General features: G+C 56.0%; 18 protein-coding genes and 1 other RNA gene. 5 read left to right on the top strand and 14 right to left on the bottom strand.

The annotated features are described in order from the left end of the window. The first annotated feature begins 570 nt into the window (after positions 1–570). Positions 571–1,044, top strand: a complete 474-nt coding sequence (locus CA832_RS06990; RefSeq protein WP_088340882.1) for a hypothetical protein — start codon at positions 571–573, stop codon at positions 1,042–1,044. A 13-nt stretch (positions 1,045–1,057) separates the two neighbouring features. Here CA832_RS06990 and CA832_RS06985 read toward each other — a convergent pair whose 3' ends face one another. From CA832_RS06985 to CA832_RS06960, 6 genes are read right to left on the bottom strand one after another with little or no spacing between them, the layout of a single operon-like run. Next, complete coding sequence (locus CA832_RS06985) at positions 1,058–1,594, bottom strand: 1-acyl-sn-glycerol-3-phosphate acyltransferase (protein ID WP_088340881.1); 537 nt, start codon at positions 1,592–1,594, stop codon at positions 1,058–1,060. Between the two features lie 5 nt (positions 1,595–1,599). Next, entirely contained in the window at positions 1,600–2,724 is a 1,125-nt protein-coding gene (locus CA832_RS06980) for an iron-containing alcohol dehydrogenase family protein (protein ID WP_233131754.1), read from the bottom strand. Between the two features lies 1 nt (position 2,725). Next, the gene (locus CA832_RS06975) at positions 2,726–3,430 is read right to left on the bottom strand and encodes an HAD family hydrolase (protein WP_088340880.1); all 705 of its coding nucleotides are present in this window, start codon (positions 3,428–3,430) and stop codon (positions 2,726–2,728) included. Then, positions 3,421–4,149, bottom strand: coding sequence for a 3-deoxy-manno-octulosonate cytidylyltransferase (kdsB, locus tag CA832_RS06970; RefSeq protein WP_088340879.1), 729 nt, complete (start codon positions 4,147–4,149; stop codon positions 3,421–3,423). The genes CA832_RS06975 and kdsB overlap by 10 nt, the downstream gene beginning before the upstream one ends. 40 nt (positions 4,150–4,189) lie before the next feature. Then, complete coding sequence (locus CA832_RS06965) at positions 4,190–4,765, bottom strand: DUF4126 domain-containing protein (RefSeq protein WP_088340878.1); 576 nt, start codon at positions 4,763–4,765, stop codon at positions 4,190–4,192. A gap of 28 nt (positions 4,766–4,793) precedes the next feature. Continuing rightward, on the bottom strand, positions 4,794–6,233 hold the full coding sequence (locus CA832_RS06960) for an ATP-dependent DNA helicase (protein WP_088340877.1): 1,440 nt from the start codon (positions 6,231–6,233) through the stop codon (positions 4,794–4,796). A gap of 103 nt (positions 6,234–6,336) precedes the next feature. Between CA832_RS06960 and CA832_RS06955 the strand changes: the two genes are divergently transcribed. The 3 genes from CA832_RS06955 to CA832_RS06945 are packed head-to-tail and all read left to right on the top strand — an operon-like array spanning position 6,337 to position 8,337. After that, a complete protein-coding gene (locus CA832_RS06955) occupies positions 6,337–6,990 on the top strand; it encodes a hypothetical protein (protein WP_088340876.1) in 654 nt (217 codons plus the stop codon). Further along, entirely contained in the window at positions 6,965–7,798 is an 834-nt protein-coding gene (locus CA832_RS06950; RefSeq protein ID WP_088340875.1) for a DUF3822 family protein, read from the top strand. Before CA832_RS06955 ends, CA832_RS06950 begins: the two co-directional genes overlap by 26 nt. Further along, positions 7,798–8,337 carry an RsmD family RNA methyltransferase gene (locus CA832_RS06945; RefSeq protein WP_088341389.1) on the top strand — a complete coding sequence of 180 codons (540 nt, stop codon included), beginning with the start codon at positions 7,798–7,800 and terminating at the stop codon, positions 8,335–8,337. The genes CA832_RS06950 and CA832_RS06945 overlap by 1 nt, the downstream gene beginning before the upstream one ends. Positions 8,338–9,144: 807 nt before the next feature. Here CA832_RS06945 and rnpB read toward each other — a convergent pair. Then, an RNA gene (gene rnpB / locus CA832_RS06940) (RNase P RNA component class A) lies at positions 9,145–9,453 on the bottom strand. Positions 9,454–9,588: 135 nt separating this feature from the next. On the opposite strand from rnpB, the gene CA832_RS06935 reads away from it, so the two are divergent. Beyond that, the gene (locus tag CA832_RS06935; protein ID WP_088341388.1) at positions 9,589–11,382 is read left to right on the top strand and encodes a DNA polymerase III subunit gamma/tau; all 1,794 of its coding nucleotides are present in this window, start codon (positions 9,589–9,591) and stop codon (positions 11,380–11,382) included. On the opposite strand, the gene CA832_RS06930 is transcribed toward CA832_RS06935, so the two are convergent. The 7 genes from CA832_RS06930 to CA832_RS06900 are packed head-to-tail and all read right to left on the bottom strand — an operon-like array spanning position 11,377 to position 18,158. Next, the gene (locus CA832_RS06930) at positions 11,377–11,730 is read right to left on the bottom strand and encodes a transmembrane 220 family protein (RefSeq protein ID WP_233131753.1); all 354 of its coding nucleotides are present in this window, start codon (positions 11,728–11,730) and stop codon (positions 11,377–11,379) included. The genes CA832_RS06935 and CA832_RS06930 overlap by 6 nt on opposite strands. 7 nt (positions 11,731–11,737) lie before the next feature. After that, positions 11,738–13,117, bottom strand: a complete 1,380-nt coding sequence (locus CA832_RS06925) for an alkaline phosphatase family protein (RefSeq protein ID WP_088340873.1) — start codon at positions 13,115–13,117, stop codon at positions 11,738–11,740. Beyond that, positions 13,114–14,310, bottom strand: a complete 1,197-nt coding sequence (gene eboE, locus CA832_RS06920; protein WP_088340872.1) for a metabolite traffic protein EboE — start codon at positions 14,308–14,310, stop codon at positions 13,114–13,116. The genes CA832_RS06925 and eboE overlap by 4 nt, the downstream gene beginning before the upstream one ends. Beyond that, the gene (locus CA832_RS06915; protein WP_088340871.1) at positions 14,310–15,476 is read right to left on the bottom strand and encodes a 3-dehydroquinate synthase; all 1,167 of its coding nucleotides are present in this window, start codon (positions 15,474–15,476) and stop codon (positions 14,310–14,312) included. The genes eboE and CA832_RS06915 overlap by 1 nt, the downstream gene beginning before the upstream one ends. A gap of 9 nt (positions 15,477–15,485) precedes the next feature. Continuing rightward, positions 15,486–16,391: a UbiA-like protein EboC gene (eboC, locus tag CA832_RS06910; RefSeq protein ID WP_088340870.1), complete on the bottom strand. Its 906-nt coding sequence runs from the start codon at positions 16,389–16,391 to the stop codon at positions 15,486–15,488. 1 nt (position 16,392) lies between these two features. Further along, positions 16,393–17,325: a TatD family hydrolase gene (locus CA832_RS06905; RefSeq protein ID WP_233131752.1), complete on the bottom strand. Its 933-nt coding sequence runs from the start codon at positions 17,323–17,325 to the stop codon at positions 16,393–16,395. Next, positions 17,304–18,158, bottom strand: a complete 855-nt coding sequence (locus CA832_RS06900; RefSeq protein WP_088340868.1) for an EboA domain-containing protein — start codon at positions 18,156–18,158, stop codon at positions 17,304–17,306. The genes CA832_RS06905 and CA832_RS06900 overlap by 22 nt, the downstream gene beginning before the upstream one ends. Positions 18,159–18,287: the final 129 nt, after the last annotated feature.

The following is an 18,287-nucleotide window of genomic DNA, read 5'->3' as shown; positions in this document are numbered from 1 at the left end:
GGAATACACCACTAAGGCCCACCATCCGGAGACTTCCGGAAGACAGGCTCAGCATGTGACGGATTGCAGGGAAATCCCTGCAGGGATACCGTCGGCAGCGGGTACTCGGGTAGTGTTCAATCATAGGCACAGGAGCGCGTTACGCACCAATGCACAGGTAGGCTATGCGGAAGCTGTGGGGCATCTTCCTTTAACCAATGGGGGAACGATAAGGAAATAGATCAGGATGGAAATCCTGGGTGAAGCGTAATTGGTTAATCGTTGACTTCAGCACCCTAAAGATTAGCATTTGAACGGGTTCCCGCTCGATGACCGGCGGTATTAATCGTCAAGACGCACAAAAATTCGGTAAAAGGATACAATAAAAACCCAGGGCAGGTTATCCTTACGCAAACTTGTAGGAAGGTTCTCCGCCGATGTTCATCCATATCCCCGAAGCCTTTAACAAATGGTGCCTCCTGGCATTTGTCCAGCCCCGCCACTGCTGACCCGCATCATTGCCAGGGCCAGCCCTTACCGCTAGGTTTGCATAGGTGCCCTAAAGACGGGGCGCCGGCTAAAACCCTTATCATGAAAACCACCATCACCCTTCTCGTACTACTTTTCCTGTCCCTGGGCTGCAGCAGCGATGGGGACGAAGACGTTACCACCAAGGACGGGCCCTTCGCTATCAGCGAACTGGCCGGGACCTGGGATGCCACCAAGGCCCAGTTCTCCGTAAGTACCACCTCCGTGGATCTCATAGAACAAGGGGGGTCTGCCCGAATGACAGTCCAGACCAGTGGCCGCTTCAGCCTGATTTTGAACCCGGCGGACCGGCCAGCCTATACGGTTAGCGGGGAAATGTTCTGGGAAGCCTGGCAGGGCAGCTATTACTTTGCCATTGAATGGGACGATGACCCCGGGGACTGGGACACCTACGGTCATACTTACAACGGCACGGTCCTTTCCTTAAATGGCGGGGCAGACACCGGGGAGTACGACTTCGACAATGACGGAGACTTCGAGTCCTGCTCCATCCATTTTATTTTTGAGCGAGGCTAATGTGGGATAATAATCAAAAGCGCCCTGGGACATAGCCTTCCACCCCTTCATAGAAGGACAGGTATTGGGCATAATCGGACTCGAAATTACCTGTGGGGTACTGCGGCTGGGAAATCCGGACCTCCTTCCGGCCAAAATCGAAAGCCACCAGGAAAATAGGAACCCCGGCTTCCAGAGCGATGTAGTAAAACCCGCTTCTCCAGCGCGCCACCTTTTTGCGCGTTCCCTCCGGGGCAAGGGCCAGGCGGAAGAGGTCCCTTTGTCCGAAGATCTCGGCTGCAGCCTTTACATTGTCCTTGCCCCCACTCCGGTCTACGGGAGTACCCCCGGTCCACCGGAAAAACCAGCCATAGGGCGGCCGGAACAAAGCAGCTTTCCCGATGTAATGTATTTCCAGGGCTAAAACCTTCCTCACGATAAGTCCCAGCAGGAAGTCCACCCAATGGGTATGCGGGGCTACAGCAATGACGCACTTTTCCAGTTCCGGCCTGGGCCCGGTTAGCTTCCAGCCCATCAGGCGGTAAAAAATCCAGGAGGCAAAGGCCTTCATGCCATTCAGATTTTTTCGTAAATCCCCGACAGGATTTCCGGGGTTATTTGTGTTTTCCAGTGGGGGCCGAGGGCATTCTCCCAGAGGGGTTCCATGGAGAGTGCCACCTCTACCATGGTCTGCATCTCCTCAGGGGAAACCCCGGCGCAGACGCCCTTGGGCATCCGTATCCCGTGTTTTTCCTGCATTTTCAGGTATGTTTCAACCCCTTGAGGGTAGTACTGCTGCAGGTGGTTGAACACCAAACAATTCCCGAGTCCGTGAGGAACGCCCAGTACATAGGAGAGCCCATAGCTCACCGCATGGGCTACGCCAACCTGGGAGTAGGCTATACTCATCCCTCCATGCCAGGAAGCCATCATCAGTTTTTCGCGGCTTTCCTCCGGGGAGGGATCGCCTAAAAAGACTTCGTGGCAGAGTTCCATGGCCTTCTCCCCATAGCTCTTGCTAAAGGCATTCAGATACGAGCCGTTCAGGGATTCCACACAGTGGATATAGCAATCCATCCCGGTGTAAAACCACTGGTCCTTAGGAACACCCCGGGTGAGGTCCGGATCCAGGACCACCTGGTCGAAAACCGTATAGTCCGAATTAATTCCCAGTTTCCGCTGGGGTCCCGACAATACGGCGGTGCGGCTCACCTCTGCCCCCGTCCCGCTCAGGGTCGGGATCCCGGCATGGTACACCGCCGGCCGTTTCACCAGGTCCCAACCCTGGTAATCGGCACTGTGGCCCTCGTTGTTCAGCATAATGGCCACGGCTTTGGCCAGGTCCATTACGGACCCTCCCCCAATGCCCACAATCCCGGAAGGCGTGGCCCCGAAGGATTGTCGAATCCGGGTAACCAGGGTGTCTACCTGGACGGTTTTGGGTTCTTCATCGGCACTTATCAGGATGATCTGGTCATCGAAGATAGCGGGAATCCGCCCCAACAGTTGCGTCCCTTCAAATACATCGTCCACCAAAAAGATCACCGGGGCCTCGGCATGGCGCCGCTTGGGCATGAGGATGTCCCCCAGTTGGTCGAAACTTCCTGCCCCGAAGACCACACGGGGCACCATGGGGAAATTTCGGAAGTTCCGGGAAGTTTGTCGTTCCCCGGGTTTGGTGGTTTTTCGTTCTACTTTCATACTATCCGTTTACATACTTTAATAACTCCCTGAGATTCCCCAAGGTCAGATGGGAGTTGTAATGCTCGGAGGGATCTACCTGTTCATGAGCCCAGGTGGTATGGAAGGGCACATGAACGGCTCGGGCACCAATGTTCAATATGGGTAAAACATCCGACTTCAGGGAATTCCCTACCATCAGGAATTCCTCCACCGGAATTTCCAGGTGTTCCAGCAGGCGGGAGTAATTACTTTCCTTTTTATCCGAGAGGACTTCCACATGGTGGAAATAGTCCATCAGGCCGGATTTCTCCAGTTTGCGCTCCTGGTCCAGCAGGTCTCCTTTGGTGAGCACCAGCAGGCGGTACTTGCCATGGAGGCTGGAGAGCACCTCCTCCACCCCATCGAGCAATTCCAGTCTGTGGGCAATCATATCCTTACCTATCTGCAGGATCCGGCCAATGGTTTGCTGGGAGACGCGTTGGTTGGAGAGTTCCAGGGCCGATTCTATCATGGATAGCATAAACCCTTTAATGCCGTACCCGTAAAGGTCCAGGTTGCGCATCTCCATTTTAAAGAGTTCCTGGTCTACCGTGTTCTTGGTTTCAAAATCCTCCAGCAACCCGGCAAACTCATCCTCCGCCCTGCGGAAATAGGTTTCATTGACCCACAGGGTATCGTCGGCATCGAAACCGATGGTGGTAATGTTGGTAAAGTCTAGGTCCATGCTGCTTTTGCCCTTTCCAGGTCCTCCGGGGTATCGATTTCAATTCCGGTTACATCGGTTTGTACCATTTTGATTTTCCTGCCGTACTCCAGATAGCGGATGGCCTCTATTTTTTCAACGGCCTCCAGGGGCTGTATGGGCAGGTTCCTGAAGTCCATAAGGGCCCTTTTGCGAAAGGCGTAAACCCCTTTGTGCTTGTAGTAGACAGCCTTGGGCTGTTCTGCCCGCTGGTACGGGATGGGGGCTCGCGAAAAATACAGGGCAAACCCCTGACGGTCGGTAATGACCTTTACCGTATTGGGGTTGGCAATATCCTCCGGGTCCGTAATCTCCGTCATCAGAGAGGCCAGGTCTACCACGCCTTCCGGGTCCTGGTGGAAAACATCCAGCAACTTGGCCAGGCTTTCCCGTTCTGTAAAGGGCTCGTCCCCCTGCACATTGACCACCACATCCACCTCCAGGCCGGCAACGGCTTCGGCCAGGCGGTCACTTCCCGTCTCGTGGGTTTCACGGCTGCGAATGACTTCACCCCCGGCCCCGGTAACGGCTTCGGCGATTTCCGAACTGTCGGTAACCACAATAACCCGGTCGAAAAGGCCGGTGCCCGCGGCGGCTTCATAGGTTCGTACGATGACAGGTTTTCCTCCCAGGTCCTGCATGAGTTTTCCCGGGAAGCGGGAAGCCCCGTAACGGGCAGGAATCATGGCGAATACCTTCATGGATTCTGGTGTTTATTTCGATTGTAAAGGTACATTTATTTCAGCGACCCCCATTTCCTTTCGGCCGCAGTTTCCGGTAGATCCGGAAGACCAGGGCCAATACAATAATGACCAGCAGGGCCGCAAAAACCGGGGCCAGGACAGAAGCAACGCTCATGACAGTCGCCGTGCCGGTTTCCAGGGTGGCAATGGCCGGGTTAGCCAGTCCGCCGGTGCCTACACTGGACGCCAGACGTCCCCCTGCAGCAGCGCCCTTAATGGCAGTAGCCGTACCGCCACCGGCGATGATGGCCAGGGACCAGGTAAGCAGGGGGTCCAGGCCGGCGACTGTAGAAACCATCACTGCAGTCCCGGCAATGGCTGCCAGAGGAAGAGAGATGGAGTCCAAAAGGTTGTCTACCCAAGGGATAAAGTACGCGAGCAATTCCACCAGGGTGGCGACCCCGAAAGTGATGACAGCCGCCAGGCTGCCGATCCAGGTCCAGCTTTCATTGAGGTCCCAAAGGCCGTTGTAGGAGGCAAGGCTAAGTACAAAAAGAGGGAGAAATACCCGGAAACCCACAGAGGCCGCCAAGCCTACGCCCAGGAAAATACTCAGGATGGATTCTGCACTCATGCGGGACTGGTTTTGACTCTAAAATACATCAATCCCCACGGAGAAAAAAATCGTTGCTGAAGCCAATGAGGTAGAGCGTTTTCCGGGCCCGCGTAACGGCCGTATACAACCACCTCAGATATTCCCGGTCAGGGCTCCCGGAGAGGTAGGGCTGCTCCACAAAAACCGTCTCCCACTGCCCTCCCTGGGATTTATGGCAGGTAATGGCATAGGAGAACTTCACCTGAAGGGCATTGAAAAAGGGGTTGTTCTTAACCCCCAGGAACTTCCGGTAGGAAGAGGTTTCGTGGGCGTAGTCTTCCATAACCGCCTGGTACAGGCGGTTGCCGTCCTCATAGGAAAGGGCGGGGCTCTCGGCCTTGATGGTATCCAGTAACAGCACCGTTTCGAAGGGTTTCATCCGGGGGTAATCCACCATGCGCACCTTGCACTCCGCAAACCGGAACCCATAGAGTTCTTTAATGGCGAACAGCTCGAGGATCTCGATAATGTCGCCGTTGGCGATGAACCCGGCCTCGGAACTGCTCTTGATCCAGAAGTAATTGTTTTTGACCACCATCATATAATCCCCTACGGCAATCTCGTTTTCCAGAAAAAGGAGGCGGCTGCGGATGTTTTCGTTGTAGAGATTCGCCCGCTTGTTGGACCGGACAATAACAGCCGTCTCCTCCTTTCCGCAGGTATCGAAGGCGTTGTTTATCGCATCCTGTATCTCATATCCGTCCGTGAGCCGCACGATATCCGGATAGCCTTCGGGTGAAAACCGGAATTCCCCCACAGGGTCCATGACCAGGGCCTCCCGTAGGCGGGTGGCATTCATCAGGATACCCGAATCCTCGGCCTGCCGCATCACTTCGTCCAGCTCCAGTTCCTCCACCGATTTGCCGTATTGCAATTCCAGGGTATGGGCCTGCAGGGCAGGACTCAGGCTCAGTTTCACGGGCGGGAGCTGGGCGGTGTCCCCTACCAGCATCAACTGGCATTTAAACCCAGAATACACATAGGAAATAAGGTCGTCCAGCAGGGACGCCTGCGGCCCCTTGGCGGATTCCGTGGGCGCATCCGGAATCATCGAGGCCTCGTCTACGATAAAGAGCGTATTGCGATGGCGGTTCGGGGCCAGGGTGAAACGCACCCCCCCGGAACGCTCCTTCTTGGGGAAATAAATTTGCTTGTGTATGGTGAAGGCCTGGGTACCCGTATAGGAAGACATCACCTTTGCGGCCCTCCCGGTAGGCGCCATCAGCACGGCTTTTTTCTTGCAATGCCACAAATTTGTAATCAGGGTCCCAAGCAACGTGGTTTTCCCGGTTCCCGCATATCCCTTTAACAGGAACACCCCATTGGTGGCAGACTGGATGACAAAACCCGCCATTTTTTGCATGGCGATATCCTGCATCGCGGTGGGCTGGTGTGGGAATTTTTCCTTTAGAAGCTTGTAAAAAGAGGCGGGCGTATGGGCGTCCATGGGCCTGTAAATATAGGAATGAATTTACCGGACTGCCTTTTGCGATTAAAAAAAAATTGTAGATTTGTGACTAACCACTAATTCCAAATAACACAATATTAAAATGAAAACCGTACTGCAGATTGTTCTCTGGATTGTATGTATCATTTTGGGGTACATGATCTACAGGTCCGTAACCGGTCCCATTGAATTCGACAAAGTAAAGAAGGAACGATTTGCGGATGTGATCGACCGTCTGAAAGACATCCGGAACTCCCAGGAGGCTTATAAAACTGTAAACGGGCGCTACGCCAACGATTTTCAGAGCCTTATCACCTTTGTGGATACCGGCCAGTACGTGATCACGCAACAGCGGGACTCCTCCTATATGGAATTCGACCCTACCTATGGCATCGATATGCTTAAGGAAGTGAAGATTATCGACACCCTGGGGTACGTCTCCGTAAGGGATTCCCTGTTTAAGAACGATACCCGTTATAAAAACATGATGAATGTCCCGCACGCCCAGGGGGATGCCAAATTCGAAATGAAGGCCGATTTTATCGATGCTTCCGGATACCGGGCTCCCGTTTTCGAGGCCAAGGTGGCCAAAAACCTAATCCTTTCCGACCAACCGAAGGATTTGGTGGCGCGCGAAAACGCCCAGGTAAGCGTGGAAGAGGTAAATGGTACCGCCATTACCGTGGGATCGCTTTCTAAGGTAAGTACCAGCGGGAACTGGCCCCCTATCTATGACAAGAAGGGAGAACAACAATAAAGACCTGGATTCCAACGAAATCCCGTATCATAAACTGTCCATCCAGGTGAGCCTGGATGGACTTTCTTTTTGTGTGCTGGATACCGTGGGACAGTCCATTGCCCTAAGGCACGAACACCGCTTTGACTCGGCCGTCACCCCATACCGGTTGCAACATGAGCTCAAGGAGCGCCTACGGCAGCAAGGCGTTTGGGATTACGCGTATTCTGAAGTAGTCGCCATCCACCGCAACCCGATGTTCAGCCTGGTCCCCCAGGCCTTTTTCCGCCCTGAAGATCAGGCCGATTACCTGAAATTCAATACCAAAATCCTGCCTACTGACCACGTGGAGCACGACACTGTGGAAGGACTGGACCTGGTAAACGTGTATGTCCCCTTCACCAATGTAAACAACTACATTTTCGACCTGTTCGGGCCGTTCGAGTTTAAACACGCTGCCACCGTATTGCTGGAGTCCCTGGCAAAACTCCCGAGCAGTGGTCAGGGCACCGTGTGTTACGCCCACCTTGCCGAGTCCCGCTTAGACCTGGCGGTATTCGCGAATAAAAAATTCCGGTTTTACAACAGCTTTCCCCTCTCGGGAGAGACAGACTACCTCTATTACCTGCTCTTTTCCCTGGAACAACTGGGCCTGGACCCCCAGCGGATCAAGCTTCGGCTGCTGGGCGAGGTTTCGGAAGGGGATGCGGTATTCGAATCCTCGGCAGAGTACGTGGAAAACGTGTCGATTTTCATGCCTGCAGACCTCATGTACGACCCGGATGGGGACTCCAACGCTATAGATTTCACCCTTATCGGCGCACTGTGATACGCATTATTTCCGGCACCCACGGCGGCAGGCGGCTGAAGGCGCCCAAAAACCTTCCCGTACGGCCTACCACCGACCGGGCCAAGGAAGCCCTGTTCAACATCCTGGCCCACCGGGTCTACTGGCCGGAAACCGAAGTACTAGACCTTTTTGCGGGGACTGGGAACATCGGGTTGGAATGCGCTTCGAGGGGATGCCCCTCGGTAACATCTGTTGACGCCCACAAGGGGTGTGTAGCATTCATCGGCCAGACAGCAGAAGCCCTGGGGCTGCCTGTCTACCCGGTTCGGAGCGATGTTTTCCAATACCTGGAGCGCTGCGGCAGGTCCTTTGACCTGATTTTTGCAGACCCGCCCTACGGGATGGAAAAGGTAAAACTGGAGGAGCTGCTCCACCTAATTGGGCAGAAGGATCTTCTGGAACAGGAGGGTATCCTGGTGCTGGAACACGACAAAGGCACCGACCTCTCCGACCTTCCCGGGTTTACCGAACACCGCGCCTATGGGGGTTCGGTGTTCAGTTTCTTCGAAAAATCCTAGCGATTCCGGACCGGGATAAAGAACCGGTGCGACCAAGGGCTAAATACCGAGGTTTTTCCCGATAGCTATCGGGGGCATAGCAGCGCTACGCGGGGAGAAAAAGCCGTCCTTCCGGTGCAAAAGACCAAGGCGCAGCAGCCTCTCTGCCCATTCGGAAGAAAAGAACCCGGCTGGCGTTTGAAGGAGCAAAGCGAGCCTCAGGGATTTTGTGCCGGGAGGAGGGGTTTTTAGAGGAACATAGCAGTGCTACCCGACGCGATAATGCCAATCTTCTCGTGCAATAGACCAAGGCGCAGCAGCCTCTCTGCCCATTTGGAAGAAAAGAACCCGGCTGGCGTTTGAAGGAGCAGAGCAAGGCCGATAGATCTTGTGCCTGAAGGCAGGGTTTTTAGAGGAGCATAGCAGCGCTACCCGACGCGATAATGCCAATCTTCTCGTGCAATAGACCAAGGCGCAGCAGCCTCTCTGCCCATTTGGAAGAAAAGAACCCGGCTGGCGTTTGAAGGAGCAAAGCGAGCCTCAGGGATTTTGTGCCGGGAGGAGGGGTTTTTAGAGGAACATAGCAGTGCTACCCGACGCGATAATGCCAATCTTCTCGTGCAATAGACCAAGGCGCAGCAGCCTTTATGTCCATTTGGAAGAAAAGAACCCGGCTGGCGTTTGAAGGAGCAAAGCGAGCCTCAGGGATTTTGTGCCGGGAGGAGGGGTTTTTAGAGGAGCATAGCAGCGCTACGCGACGAGAAAAAGCCAATCTTCCGGTGCAAAAGACCAAGGCGCAGCAGCTCCTGAAAACGCCAGCCGGGTTCAAAAAAAAGCAGGCCATAAGCCGGATTCTGTACCCGGACGGGGCCGGGTTACCTGTCATCTATCTAGGCCGGGGATTGCTCCCGGGCTCGATCCGCCTACCCACCGGCTCAGGCGTGCCACCTTCAAATGCCGGCCTACATGGCGTTTCACCGCATAGAGTTTACCTGATTTCACTACAGCCGAACTGTACATCCTTTCTGTTGCACTGGTCCTCGCCTTACGGCGGACGGGCGTTACCCGCTATGCTGCACTGTGGTGTCCGGACTTTCCTCCCGGGGGAAAACCCCGGGCGACAGGCCGGCCTGCTCAGCCTGCAAAGATACGGATATTGTTAATAAGTTCCATCTCAGTCCAGCCCGCGGCCCTCCGAAGTAAGCGGGCCGATCCCTATATTTGTATTTGACCCGGATTACGGGTCATATCCGAAAACGCAAGGCGTACCCCATGGAACCCTTTATTGTTTCCGCACGAAAATACCGCCCGCAGCAATTCGAGGACGTGGTGGGCCAGCAGGCCATAACACGCACCCTCGAAAACGCCATTGCCCACAACCACCTGGCACAAGCCCTTCTGTTCTGTGGCCCCAGGGGGGTGGGTAAAACCACCTGCGCCCGTATCCTGGCCAAGAAAATCAATGAAGACGGCAGCGAGCGGGAGGGTGAGGATTTTGCCTTCAATATTTTCGAGCTGGACGCTGCATCGAATAACTCGGTAGACGATATCCGCAACCTCATTGACCAGGTGCGTATTCCACCCCAGGTAGGGAAATACAAGGTCTACATCATCGACGAGGTGCATATGCTCTCCCAGTCGGCCTTCAACGCCTTTCTAAAAACCCTGGAGGAGCCGCCGGCGCACGCCATTTTTATCCTGGCCACCACGGAGAAACACAAGATTATCCCCACCATCCTGTCGCGCTGCCAGATCTTCGATTTCCGACGCATTACCGTTCAGGACGCTGTGGATTACCTGAAATACATCGCGCAGCAGCAGGGGGTGGAAGCCGAAGAGGAAGCCCTGCACATGATCGCCCAGAAAGCGGACGGCGCCATGCGCGATGCCCTCTCCATCTTCGACAGGGTCGTGAGTTTTGCAGGGAAAACGCTATCGCGAAAAGCAGTTGCTGAAAACCTGAACGTACTTGACGTTGATGTGTACTTCCACAGTACGGACCTCATCCTCAAAGGGGATATCCCCGCACTGCTCCTCTATTTTAACGAGGTTCTCGCCCAGGGGTTCGACGGGCACCACTATATCAGCGGGCTGGCCTCCCATTTTCGGGACCTGATGGTCTGTACCCACGAGTCTACCGTTGCCCTTCTGGAAACCAGTGAAGCTACCCGGAAGCGCTATCTGGAACAATCCCGGCATTGCCCGGGGCCGTTCCTGCTGGAAGCGCTGGATGTAGCCAACCAGTGCGATCTGGATTACAAATCCAGCAAAAACCACCGCCTCCTGGTAGAGCTGTGCCTGATGCGACTGGCTTCCCTTGGAGACGGTCAAAAAAAAAAGGGTAGAAAAGACCCCGAGCTGATCCCCGCTTCCCGCTTCAGGGACAGCCAACCCGCACCGGCAGCACCAGTAAAGAGGGAGACACCCCAACCTGTACCATCCACGGTCAATCAGCAGCCTGAATTGGAAAAGCCTGCCCAGGCAGCCACCCCTCAACCTGTGGAGGAAACCGCCTCTGGGGCGCCCCAGGAAGCACCTGCTCCTGAAGCAGCCCCGGAGACATCGGTCCCAGTGGCCCCGCTGCTGAAACCGGAGGGTTCCAAACGGGTGTCGGGCTTATCGCTGTCGAGTATTAAGGCCAAAAAGGCCCATTTAGAGAAAATCCGGGCCGAACAGGACCAGGAACCCGAGCACTTGCCCGAAGATCCGGTGGAGGAAAGCAGGATGCAGGAGGAGTGGGCTGCTTTTGTACGGACCCTAGGAGATAAGGGGAAGAAGCTCCTGGCGGCCAGCCTGGGCACAGATACCCCGAAACTCGAAGACGGAAATATCATCCGGATAGAGCTGCCCAACAGCACCATGAAAAAAGAAGTGGAACGGGACCAATTGGAGCTGATGACCCATTTGAGGCAGACCCTCAACAATTACGCCTTGCAGCTCCGTATTACCATCAACGAGGAGACGGAGCGCCAATACGCCTTTACGCCCCGGGAAAAGTACGAGAAACTGCGGGAACAAAACCCCGCCATCGAACTCCTTAGAAAAACCTTCGACCTGGAGTTATGAGCCCCGGCGGATGCGCCAGCCCAGGATCAGGAACAATAGGGCCGTGATCCCCAAACCGAGGGATTCCCGGCCGCGCTCAATGTTCATATTGGCCATTTCCATCTCCCCGAAACGAACCCCTTCATAGGTCTCCGGCCAGTAGATAAAAGCCCCGGCCAGGTAGGCAATCCCCAGTACCAAAGCCAACCAGTACCGAAGTTTTCCCAGAAAGAACAAAAGGCTTCCCGCTGCAGCCACCAGATAGATAGCCACCCAGCTGGTGGCATCCGGGTCGTTCAGCTGCACATAGGCGGCCCACAGGAACACAAGGAACATGACAAGGGAAAAATACTTGAAGAAAGCACTCATGGTTTGGTTATTTATCGGACCCTGCAGCCCCCAGGAGCAGCCCGTAAACATCGGTGGCCTTCAGGGGGGATTCTGGCAAGGTAGCCGGGTTGTCTGAGATAAAGATAGGATAATCCTGCGGATCTTCCGGGATTCTCCCATGGGAGCCCTTTACCAGTTCTGCCTGAAGTGGAATTACATCCATAAGGGTGCGGAACCCCATTTTTTTCCTGAGGAGTTTCCACACCACCCGGGCACCTACCAGCGGATCTGAGGGGTTGGTAAAGAGTTCTACTGGGTCGTAACCCGGTTTGCGATGGATATCAACCGTGCGGGCAAAATCGGGGGCTTTGGCATCGTCTTGCCAGTAGTAATAAGTAAACCAGGACCGGGCGTCTGCCACTGCGACCAGATCCCCGGCGCGGGGGTGGTCCATTCCCGCTTCTTTTTTTCCCGGTCCGTCCAGTACCCGCTCTACACCCTCGGCCTGGCGGACCAGCGCTGCTACCTGGGGCAGCCGCTCCGGGTCTTTGACGTAAATATGGGCTACCTGGTGGTCTGCTACGGCAAAGGCTTCGCTGGCCCCGGCATCGAGCAATTCCAGGCCCCGTTCCTCCCGGATAGCCAGCAAGCCGGCTTCCCGGAAGATCCGGTTCAGGTGTACCGGCCGGTCTACATCGGTTATGCCGTATTCGGAAAGCAGGATCACGCGCGCTCCCCTGCCTTGGTAATAGTCAATGAGTTCCCCCGTAACCCGGTCGGTTTCCTCCAGGTCCTTCCCCACGCGGTCCATGTCCAGCCCGTATCTCTGGAGGTTGTAGTCCAGATGGGGCAGGTAAATCAGGGTAAGGGTTGGGTCGTGCCACTGGTCGGTAAGCATACTGGCCCGTGCAATCCACTCACTGGATAGGATGGTGGTCCGGGGGCCCCAGAAATGGAAAAGCGGAAAAGTCCCCAATTCCTTCTGAAGCCGGTCCCGAAGGTCGGAAGGGTGGCTGTAGACATCCGGGATTTTCCGCCCGTCGGCCAGGTAATTGGGCCTGGGGGTTACACTGAAATCTGCCGAAGAGTACATATTGTACCACCAGAACATGTTGGCACAGGTAAAGGAGGGGTCCTCAGCGCGCAACGCCTCCCAGAGTTTGGGTGCCTGAACCAGGCGGTTGGATTGCCTCCAGAATTTTACTTCCAGTTCTTCTTTAAAAAACCAGCCGTTCCCCACAATGCCATGGCCCGAGGGTGGTACCCCGGTAAGGTAAGTAGATTGGGCCGTACAGGTGACCGCAGGCAGCACAGGGGCAATCTCCGCTGCCTGGCCCTTCCTTGCAAATTCGGTGATGCGCGGCATGCGCTCCCCCAGCAACCTCCGGGTGAGGCCCACTACATTTATGACTACGGTCTTTTTCATTGCTGCAGAACGTCCAGAAGCCATTTCAATTCCCGCGTGATAGAGGTTGTTAGGTCTTCCTTGAGACCCTTCGGAAGGACATCCCACGTATAGGTCTCCACCTCGAGGTGACGGGTAAATGGCTTTTGTTTCAAATGGGCCAAAACCTCCAGGATCTCATCCTGTGTGGCCTGGAGCAACCCAAATTCCCGAGTAAAAATCGGCACGTGGAAATGGGCGCGAAGTTCGCTGAAGGCAGGGTCTTCCCGGAACAGATCCGGCAGGTCGGGGTAGGTTTTAACCCCATCGGCTGTCTTCTGGGTTACCTGGTGGAGGTAAATGGGTTCGTCGAATGCCCGCAGTGCCTCCAAAACCGCCTCGCGATTATTACCCGGCCTTATTTTAAGGGCTGCACTCACCTGGATCTTACCCACCTGTATACCCTCCGATTCGAGGGCAGGAAGGACATGGGATGCCGGCTCGAAGGCCAGGGCAAAATGGCAGATGTCATAGCAGAGGGTAATATGCCTCAGGACCCTGGAGCGTGCTCTATCTGACGAAAGACCGAGCTCCTGCTCCATCAGAGGGATAGCCGCTGGCAGCAGGTAATCCCTGTAGAAGTCCAGGACATCCCGGGTGCACTCCAGTAACCCGTCCGGTTCCGGTTCTATATCCAGGTGGAGGTAGTTCCCGGTTTCCAATTCCATCCGCGCCAGGTCCACGGCCACCAGGGCCATCTGCCCGGCACCTTTGCGCAGGGCGGCATCCTTTTGGGAATCAGAACGGTGCCAGTGCCGGTAACTAACCGGGGAAGTCGATATCCCGGCCTCCGTGCCTCCGGGCATCAGCCGGAGCAGCTGCCGAAAGAGCCGCCGGGTATATTCCAGGCGCTCCGGGGTGGTCCAATCCGGTTCGTGTACCCGGTCTTTCACCCGTTCCCCATGGAAGTCCCCGTATGGGAACCCATTCATGGTAAACACATACAGATCGTTCTCCTGCAGCCAGTTGCTGAAGTCTTCGAGGGTATTTCCCAACCCCAGTTCCCGGCTGGCCCGGTCGGAAAGCCGAAGGCCGAGGCCAAAAGGGTCTTCAGGAGAAACTTCCCGGCGTATATGGGTAACGTGCTGTTTCAGGGCTCCAAAAGTGGCTTCCCAGTCCTGCCCGGGATGGATGTTGGTGCAATAACTGATATGGTACCCCTGCCCTACCTGCATCAGGAAGCCCGGTTTATGCGGCGGCCCGGGAGGAAGGCGCTTATGGCCTCTCTCATGGTAGCCAGGTCTATTTCGTGTACATCCCGTTTGCGGCCAATGCGCTCCAGGAGGGTTATGGTCAGCACCCCGCCCAGGTGTTCGCGGAATTCCTCGATTCCGTCCAACAGCGCATCGATGCCCCCCGCTTCCATTTCAGGGAGTTCCAGGTGGAAGCCCAGGGTTTGGAGCATGTCGTATATCCGAAGGCGGTCTTCATTGTCGAGCAACCCTATCCGGTAGCTGTATTCCACATCGATGGCCATCCCGATGGCTACGGCTTCTCCATGCCTGATGTTGTACCCGGTAAGGTGTTCGAGTTTATGGGCCGCCCAGTGTCCGAAGTCCAGGGGTCTTGAGGACCCGCTCTCAAAGGGGTCTCCTCCTTGGGCAATATGGTCCATATGGAGCTCGGCACATTCGTAGATAAGGTGGTCCATAGCCTGGGGGCTCCGCTTGCGCAAGGCAGCTGCATTGGCCTCGAGAAATTCGAAAAACTCGGCATCCTTGATCAGCGCCACTTTTACCGCTTCCGCCGTGCCGGCTATCCAGTCGCGGTCTTCGAGGGTGTTCAGGAAAAGGGCGTCGTTGAGTATGGCCAGCGGGACGGCAAAGGTCCCGATGAAGTTCTTTTTGCCAAAATGGTTCAGGCCGTTTTTTACGCCAACCGCGGCATCGTTCTGGGCCAGGACGGTTGTTGGGATCCGGATAAGCTGTACCCCCCGGTGTGCAATGGCTGCTGCATAGCCCACCATGTCGATTACTGCCCCGCCACCAATCACAACTACGATAGAATGCCGGCATATTTTATGGCGGTCGATGGCTTTGAGCACCTCCTGGGCGTGGTCTTCGGACTGTTTGGCAGCTTCCCCCCCGGGTACCGTGAGAAACCCTGTTCCTTGAAGGCGGGAGGCGTGGGCTTCACAATAGGCGCGGATGGCCTTTTCCAGGCCCGGATGGGCTTGCATGACCCCTGAATCCACCACAAACAAAAGCTTTACGCGGGTATCCGGACGGTACTCCCCCACGACATCTGCCAGGAGGCTGTTACCGGGATTAAAGACGTCCTGGGTAAACAGCAGCCTGTGCCGGAAGGGGACAGAAAAAAACTTCTCAATACGTCGTTTCATGTCGGGTTTTTAGGTCACGGCAAAGCCGCGGGCCAGAGCGCGGGAAAGGGGAAGGAGTGCCAGCACGACAACCCCGAGCCACCAGGTGCCCATTCCGGCAGCCCAGCAGGCATCCAGCGCAATGATACCGATTACACCCCATTTAACGGCCTTTCGGATATGCTCCGGACTCGGATCCCGGAACGCCCCCGCAAGGGGCCGGAAAACCATCAGGCCGAACATGGCCATAAACGGCAGGGTATACAGCAGGTGACCGGTGCCATAGGCCACCAGGATACCAACGCTAAAAATAACAATAGCGTATAAAATGCCCGCCAGAATCAGCGGCTTTTTGCGCCCCCCGTCTATCTCGTCCCTGCTCACGGTGGTAACCGCAAAGATGTAGACCAGGGGCACGGCCAGAAAGGCGGGATAAAACGCATCGGAAACCAGGCTCATTCCCAACCATAGGTTCAGGCTCCGGCACAACCCCATGACCAGGGGTCCGAAGAAGGCGTGTTTCTTGGCCACCGCATCGTAGGCGAGGATGGAGAGGGCTAGTACCGCAGCGATGGCTGCACTCGGAAGGCTGTGACCTGCCGCTGCCGCAACGCCTGCCAACAGGAGTAGCGTGCCGAAGTACCCCGCAGCGCGTTGGGTTACTGCACCCCTGGGGATAGGCCTTTCAGGCCGCTCCTTCCGATCTGTTTCGGCATCGAAAACATCGTTCAGGACCACCCCACCCGCGTAAAGGAATACAGAACTGCCCACCAGGTATGGCAAACCCAAAAGCAGGTCGGCCAGGGCCAGACCGGAAACATCCATACCGGTGAGGCCTGCAGCAATGGCCGTTCCTGCCACAATATCGGCTGCCGCCGTGGGCAGGTTGGCCGGGCGCATCAGCTGCACCCATCCGCGCAGGGCATCCGGCTGCATCTTAACTGATCTGGTCGGTATCTACCCGGGGTTGCTGCCCCCGCAGTACACTGTTGTCGTTGAAGAGTTTTCGCTGGTCTATACCTCCGGCCTGTTCCCAGTCTGCTTCTTTCATGGAGCTATTCATGCTGTAGGCTTCCAGGGCATTGGAATAACAGGTGCGCTCCACATGGACGCGGTCAATTCCCCTGCGAAGCATGAGGGAAGCCGTTTTTGGGACGGCCATGGGGTCGGATACGCCCCAGTCTGCAGAACTGTCCACAATTATGCGTTCGCTGCCAAAGCGGCGGACCACCTCTACCATGCGCTCGTTCCCCATCTTGGTCTTGGGGTAGATCGTAAAGGCTGCCCAGAACCCGCGGTCCAGAACCTCCTGCACGGTTTCCTCGTTGTTGTGGTCGATGATCACATGAGATGGGTCCAGGCCGTGTTCCAGGCATACTTCCATACTGCGGATGGTGCCGGCCTTTTTGTCCCGGTGCGGGGTATGCACCTGTACAGTCATCCCCAGTTCCCGGGCCAGTTCCAGCTGGGCCCTGAAATATTTATCCTCTGCCGGGGTCTGGTCGTCGTATCCGATTTCGCCTATACCCACCACATTTTCCTTGTGGAGGTACAGGGGCAACAGTTCCATGACCGCTTCTGCCAGCGGCTCATTGTTGGCCTCCTTGGAGTTCAGCCCGATGGTGCAATAATGCTTGATCCCGAACTGGCTTGCGCGGAACGGCTCCCACCCCACCAGGCTGCTGAAATAGTCCTGGAAGGAACCCACCTGGGTCCGGGGTTGCCCCAGCCAGAAGGAGGGTTCGATTACCGCTACCACCCCGGCGGCCGCCATGGCCTCGTAATCGTCCGTGGTGCGGGAGGTCATGTGGACGTGGGGATCTATGAATTTCAAATCGTGTTCCATTGTCATGCGTTTATGTCTTCCCATCCAAAGGGGGATTCCGAATATGCGTTGTCCATAGGGTGGCCAGAGATCAGTTCCCGGGCTTCGGGTTTACCGGAGGCCCTGCAGCACAAATAACCCGCTTGCTGTTCCGCCGGGTTGGGGCTGGAAAGCAGGCGTTGCATATCCTGCAGCAGGGCTCCTGCCAGAAATGGGGAAACCGGCCGCCAGAAGATGGGGTCTATCTCTCGGGAAGCCGCCCACCGCTCGTGTGCGTAGTCTGAAATGATGCGTACCAGGTCCGGGTTGGCCCGGGATTCCACCCCGGGGATGGCCAGCAGGTCCAATTGCATAAAGGCCGCTTTCAGGTACATCTGGTTCCACTGTTGGGTATTGAAATGGGCTGCCGGGTAGGGATTGTCCAGGGCGATAGCCTTGAAAACGTCTGCGATGTTCGTCCGCAGGGCATCCACGGCCGTATCCGCAAAGGCCTCGCACCCGGGCAACAGGGAGATGTACCTCAGGAAGGTCACTAATTCCCCCGTATCGGCTACCTGGGCCAGTTGCCGGACCTTTGGGGTAAAGTATTCCGGGTCGGAGACCAGGGCCCTGGCAAGCAGGTAGACCCGCGCCAGCTCACCCTGGCGGATGCCATGCCGGCTAAGATAGGCGTGCACCCCGGAGGTATCCCCATCGATGCCTGTAACTTCCCGATCCGGGAATGTACGGCCAACCAGGCTGTAGGTCAGAAAAAGGTTCCTCGCCGAGGGTGGGTCCAGGATCTCCGGGAGACGGGATTCCAGCCAATCTGTGGCATCGGCATCTGCCGCCCGGGACAATAAGCCCCGGAGGAGGTCCGGGAGGTTTGCTTCACTCATGGGTTCATTTCAGCCTTAAGCATCCCCTGGAATCAAATGCAGGGTTCCTACAAAATTAGCCATTAATATCCAGAATCCCCGGGGCCAATCTACATTTGCGACCGGGGGGCATCCCGTCAATTCTCCCTA

Origin of the sequence: Robiginitalea sediminis (assembly GCF_002198115.1) — a bacterium.
Lineage (GTDB): Bacteria > Bacteroidota > Bacteroidia > Flavobacteriales > Flavobacteriaceae > Robiginitalea > Robiginitalea sediminis.
Note: the sequence above shows the minus strand (reverse complement) of the source record. Positions and strands in the feature narration are given on the sequence as shown.

What these genes read in the sequence shown, in the direction of transcription:
- CA832_RS06985 (WP_088340881.1), bottom strand. Translation starts at nt 1,594, where the DNA reads ATGAAGGCCTTTGCCTCCTGGATTTTTTACCGCCTGATGGGCTGGAAG.
- CA832_RS06975 (WP_088340880.1), bottom strand. Translation starts at nt 3,430, where the DNA reads ATGGACCTAGACTTTACCAACATTACCACCATCGGTTTCGATGCCGAC.
- CA832_RS06980 (WP_233131754.1), bottom strand. Translation starts at nt 2,724, where the DNA reads ATGAAAGTAGAACGAAAAACCACCAAACCCGGGGAACGACAAACTTCC.
- CA832_RS06955 (WP_088340876.1), top strand. Translation starts at nt 6,337, where the DNA reads ATGAAAACCGTACTGCAGATTGTTCTCTGGATTGTATGTATCATTTTG.
- CA832_RS06925 (WP_088340873.1), bottom strand. Translation starts at nt 13,117, where the DNA reads ATGAAAAAGACCGTAGTCATAAATGTAGTGGGCCTCACCCGGAGGTTG.
- eboE (WP_088340872.1), bottom strand. Translation starts at nt 14,310, where the DNA reads ATGCAGGTAGGGCAGGGGTACCATATCAGTTATTGCACCAACATCCAT.
- kdsB (WP_088340879.1), bottom strand. Translation starts at nt 4,149, where the DNA reads ATGAAGGTATTCGCCATGATTCCTGCCCGTTACGGGGCTTCCCGCTTC.
- CA832_RS06905 (WP_233131752.1), bottom strand. Translation starts at nt 17,325, where the DNA reads ATGGGAAGACATAAACGCATGACAATGGAACACGATTTGAAATTCATA.
- CA832_RS06900 (WP_088340868.1), bottom strand. Translation starts at nt 18,158, where the DNA reads ATGAGTGAAGCAAACCTCCCGGACCTCCTCCGGGGCTTATTGTCCCGG.
- CA832_RS06950 (WP_088340875.1), top strand. Translation starts at nt 6,965, where the DNA reads ATGACAAGAAGGGAGAACAACAATAAAGACCTGGATTCCAACGAAATC.
- CA832_RS06935 (WP_088341388.1), top strand. Translation starts at nt 9,589, where the DNA reads ATGGAACCCTTTATTGTTTCCGCACGAAAATACCGCCCGCAGCAATTC.
- CA832_RS06965 (WP_088340878.1), bottom strand. Translation starts at nt 4,765, where the DNA reads ATGAGTGCAGAATCCATCCTGAGTATTTTCCTGGGCGTAGGCTTGGCG.
- CA832_RS06960 (WP_088340877.1), bottom strand. Translation starts at nt 6,233, where the DNA reads ATGGACGCCCATACGCCCGCCTCTTTTTACAAGCTTCTAAAGGAAAAA.
- CA832_RS06915 (WP_088340871.1), bottom strand. Translation starts at nt 15,476, where the DNA reads ATGAAACGACGTATTGAGAAGTTTTTTTCTGTCCCCTTCCGGCACAGG.
- CA832_RS06990 (WP_088340882.1), top strand. Translation starts at nt 571, where the DNA reads ATGAAAACCACCATCACCCTTCTCGTACTACTTTTCCTGTCCCTGGGC.
- CA832_RS06930 (WP_233131753.1), bottom strand. Translation starts at nt 11,730, where the DNA reads ATGAGTGCTTTCTTCAAGTATTTTTCCCTTGTCATGTTCCTTGTGTTC.
- eboC (WP_088340870.1), bottom strand. Translation starts at nt 16,391, where the DNA reads ATGCAGCCGGATGCCCTGCGCGGATGGGTGCAGCTGATGCGCCCGGCC.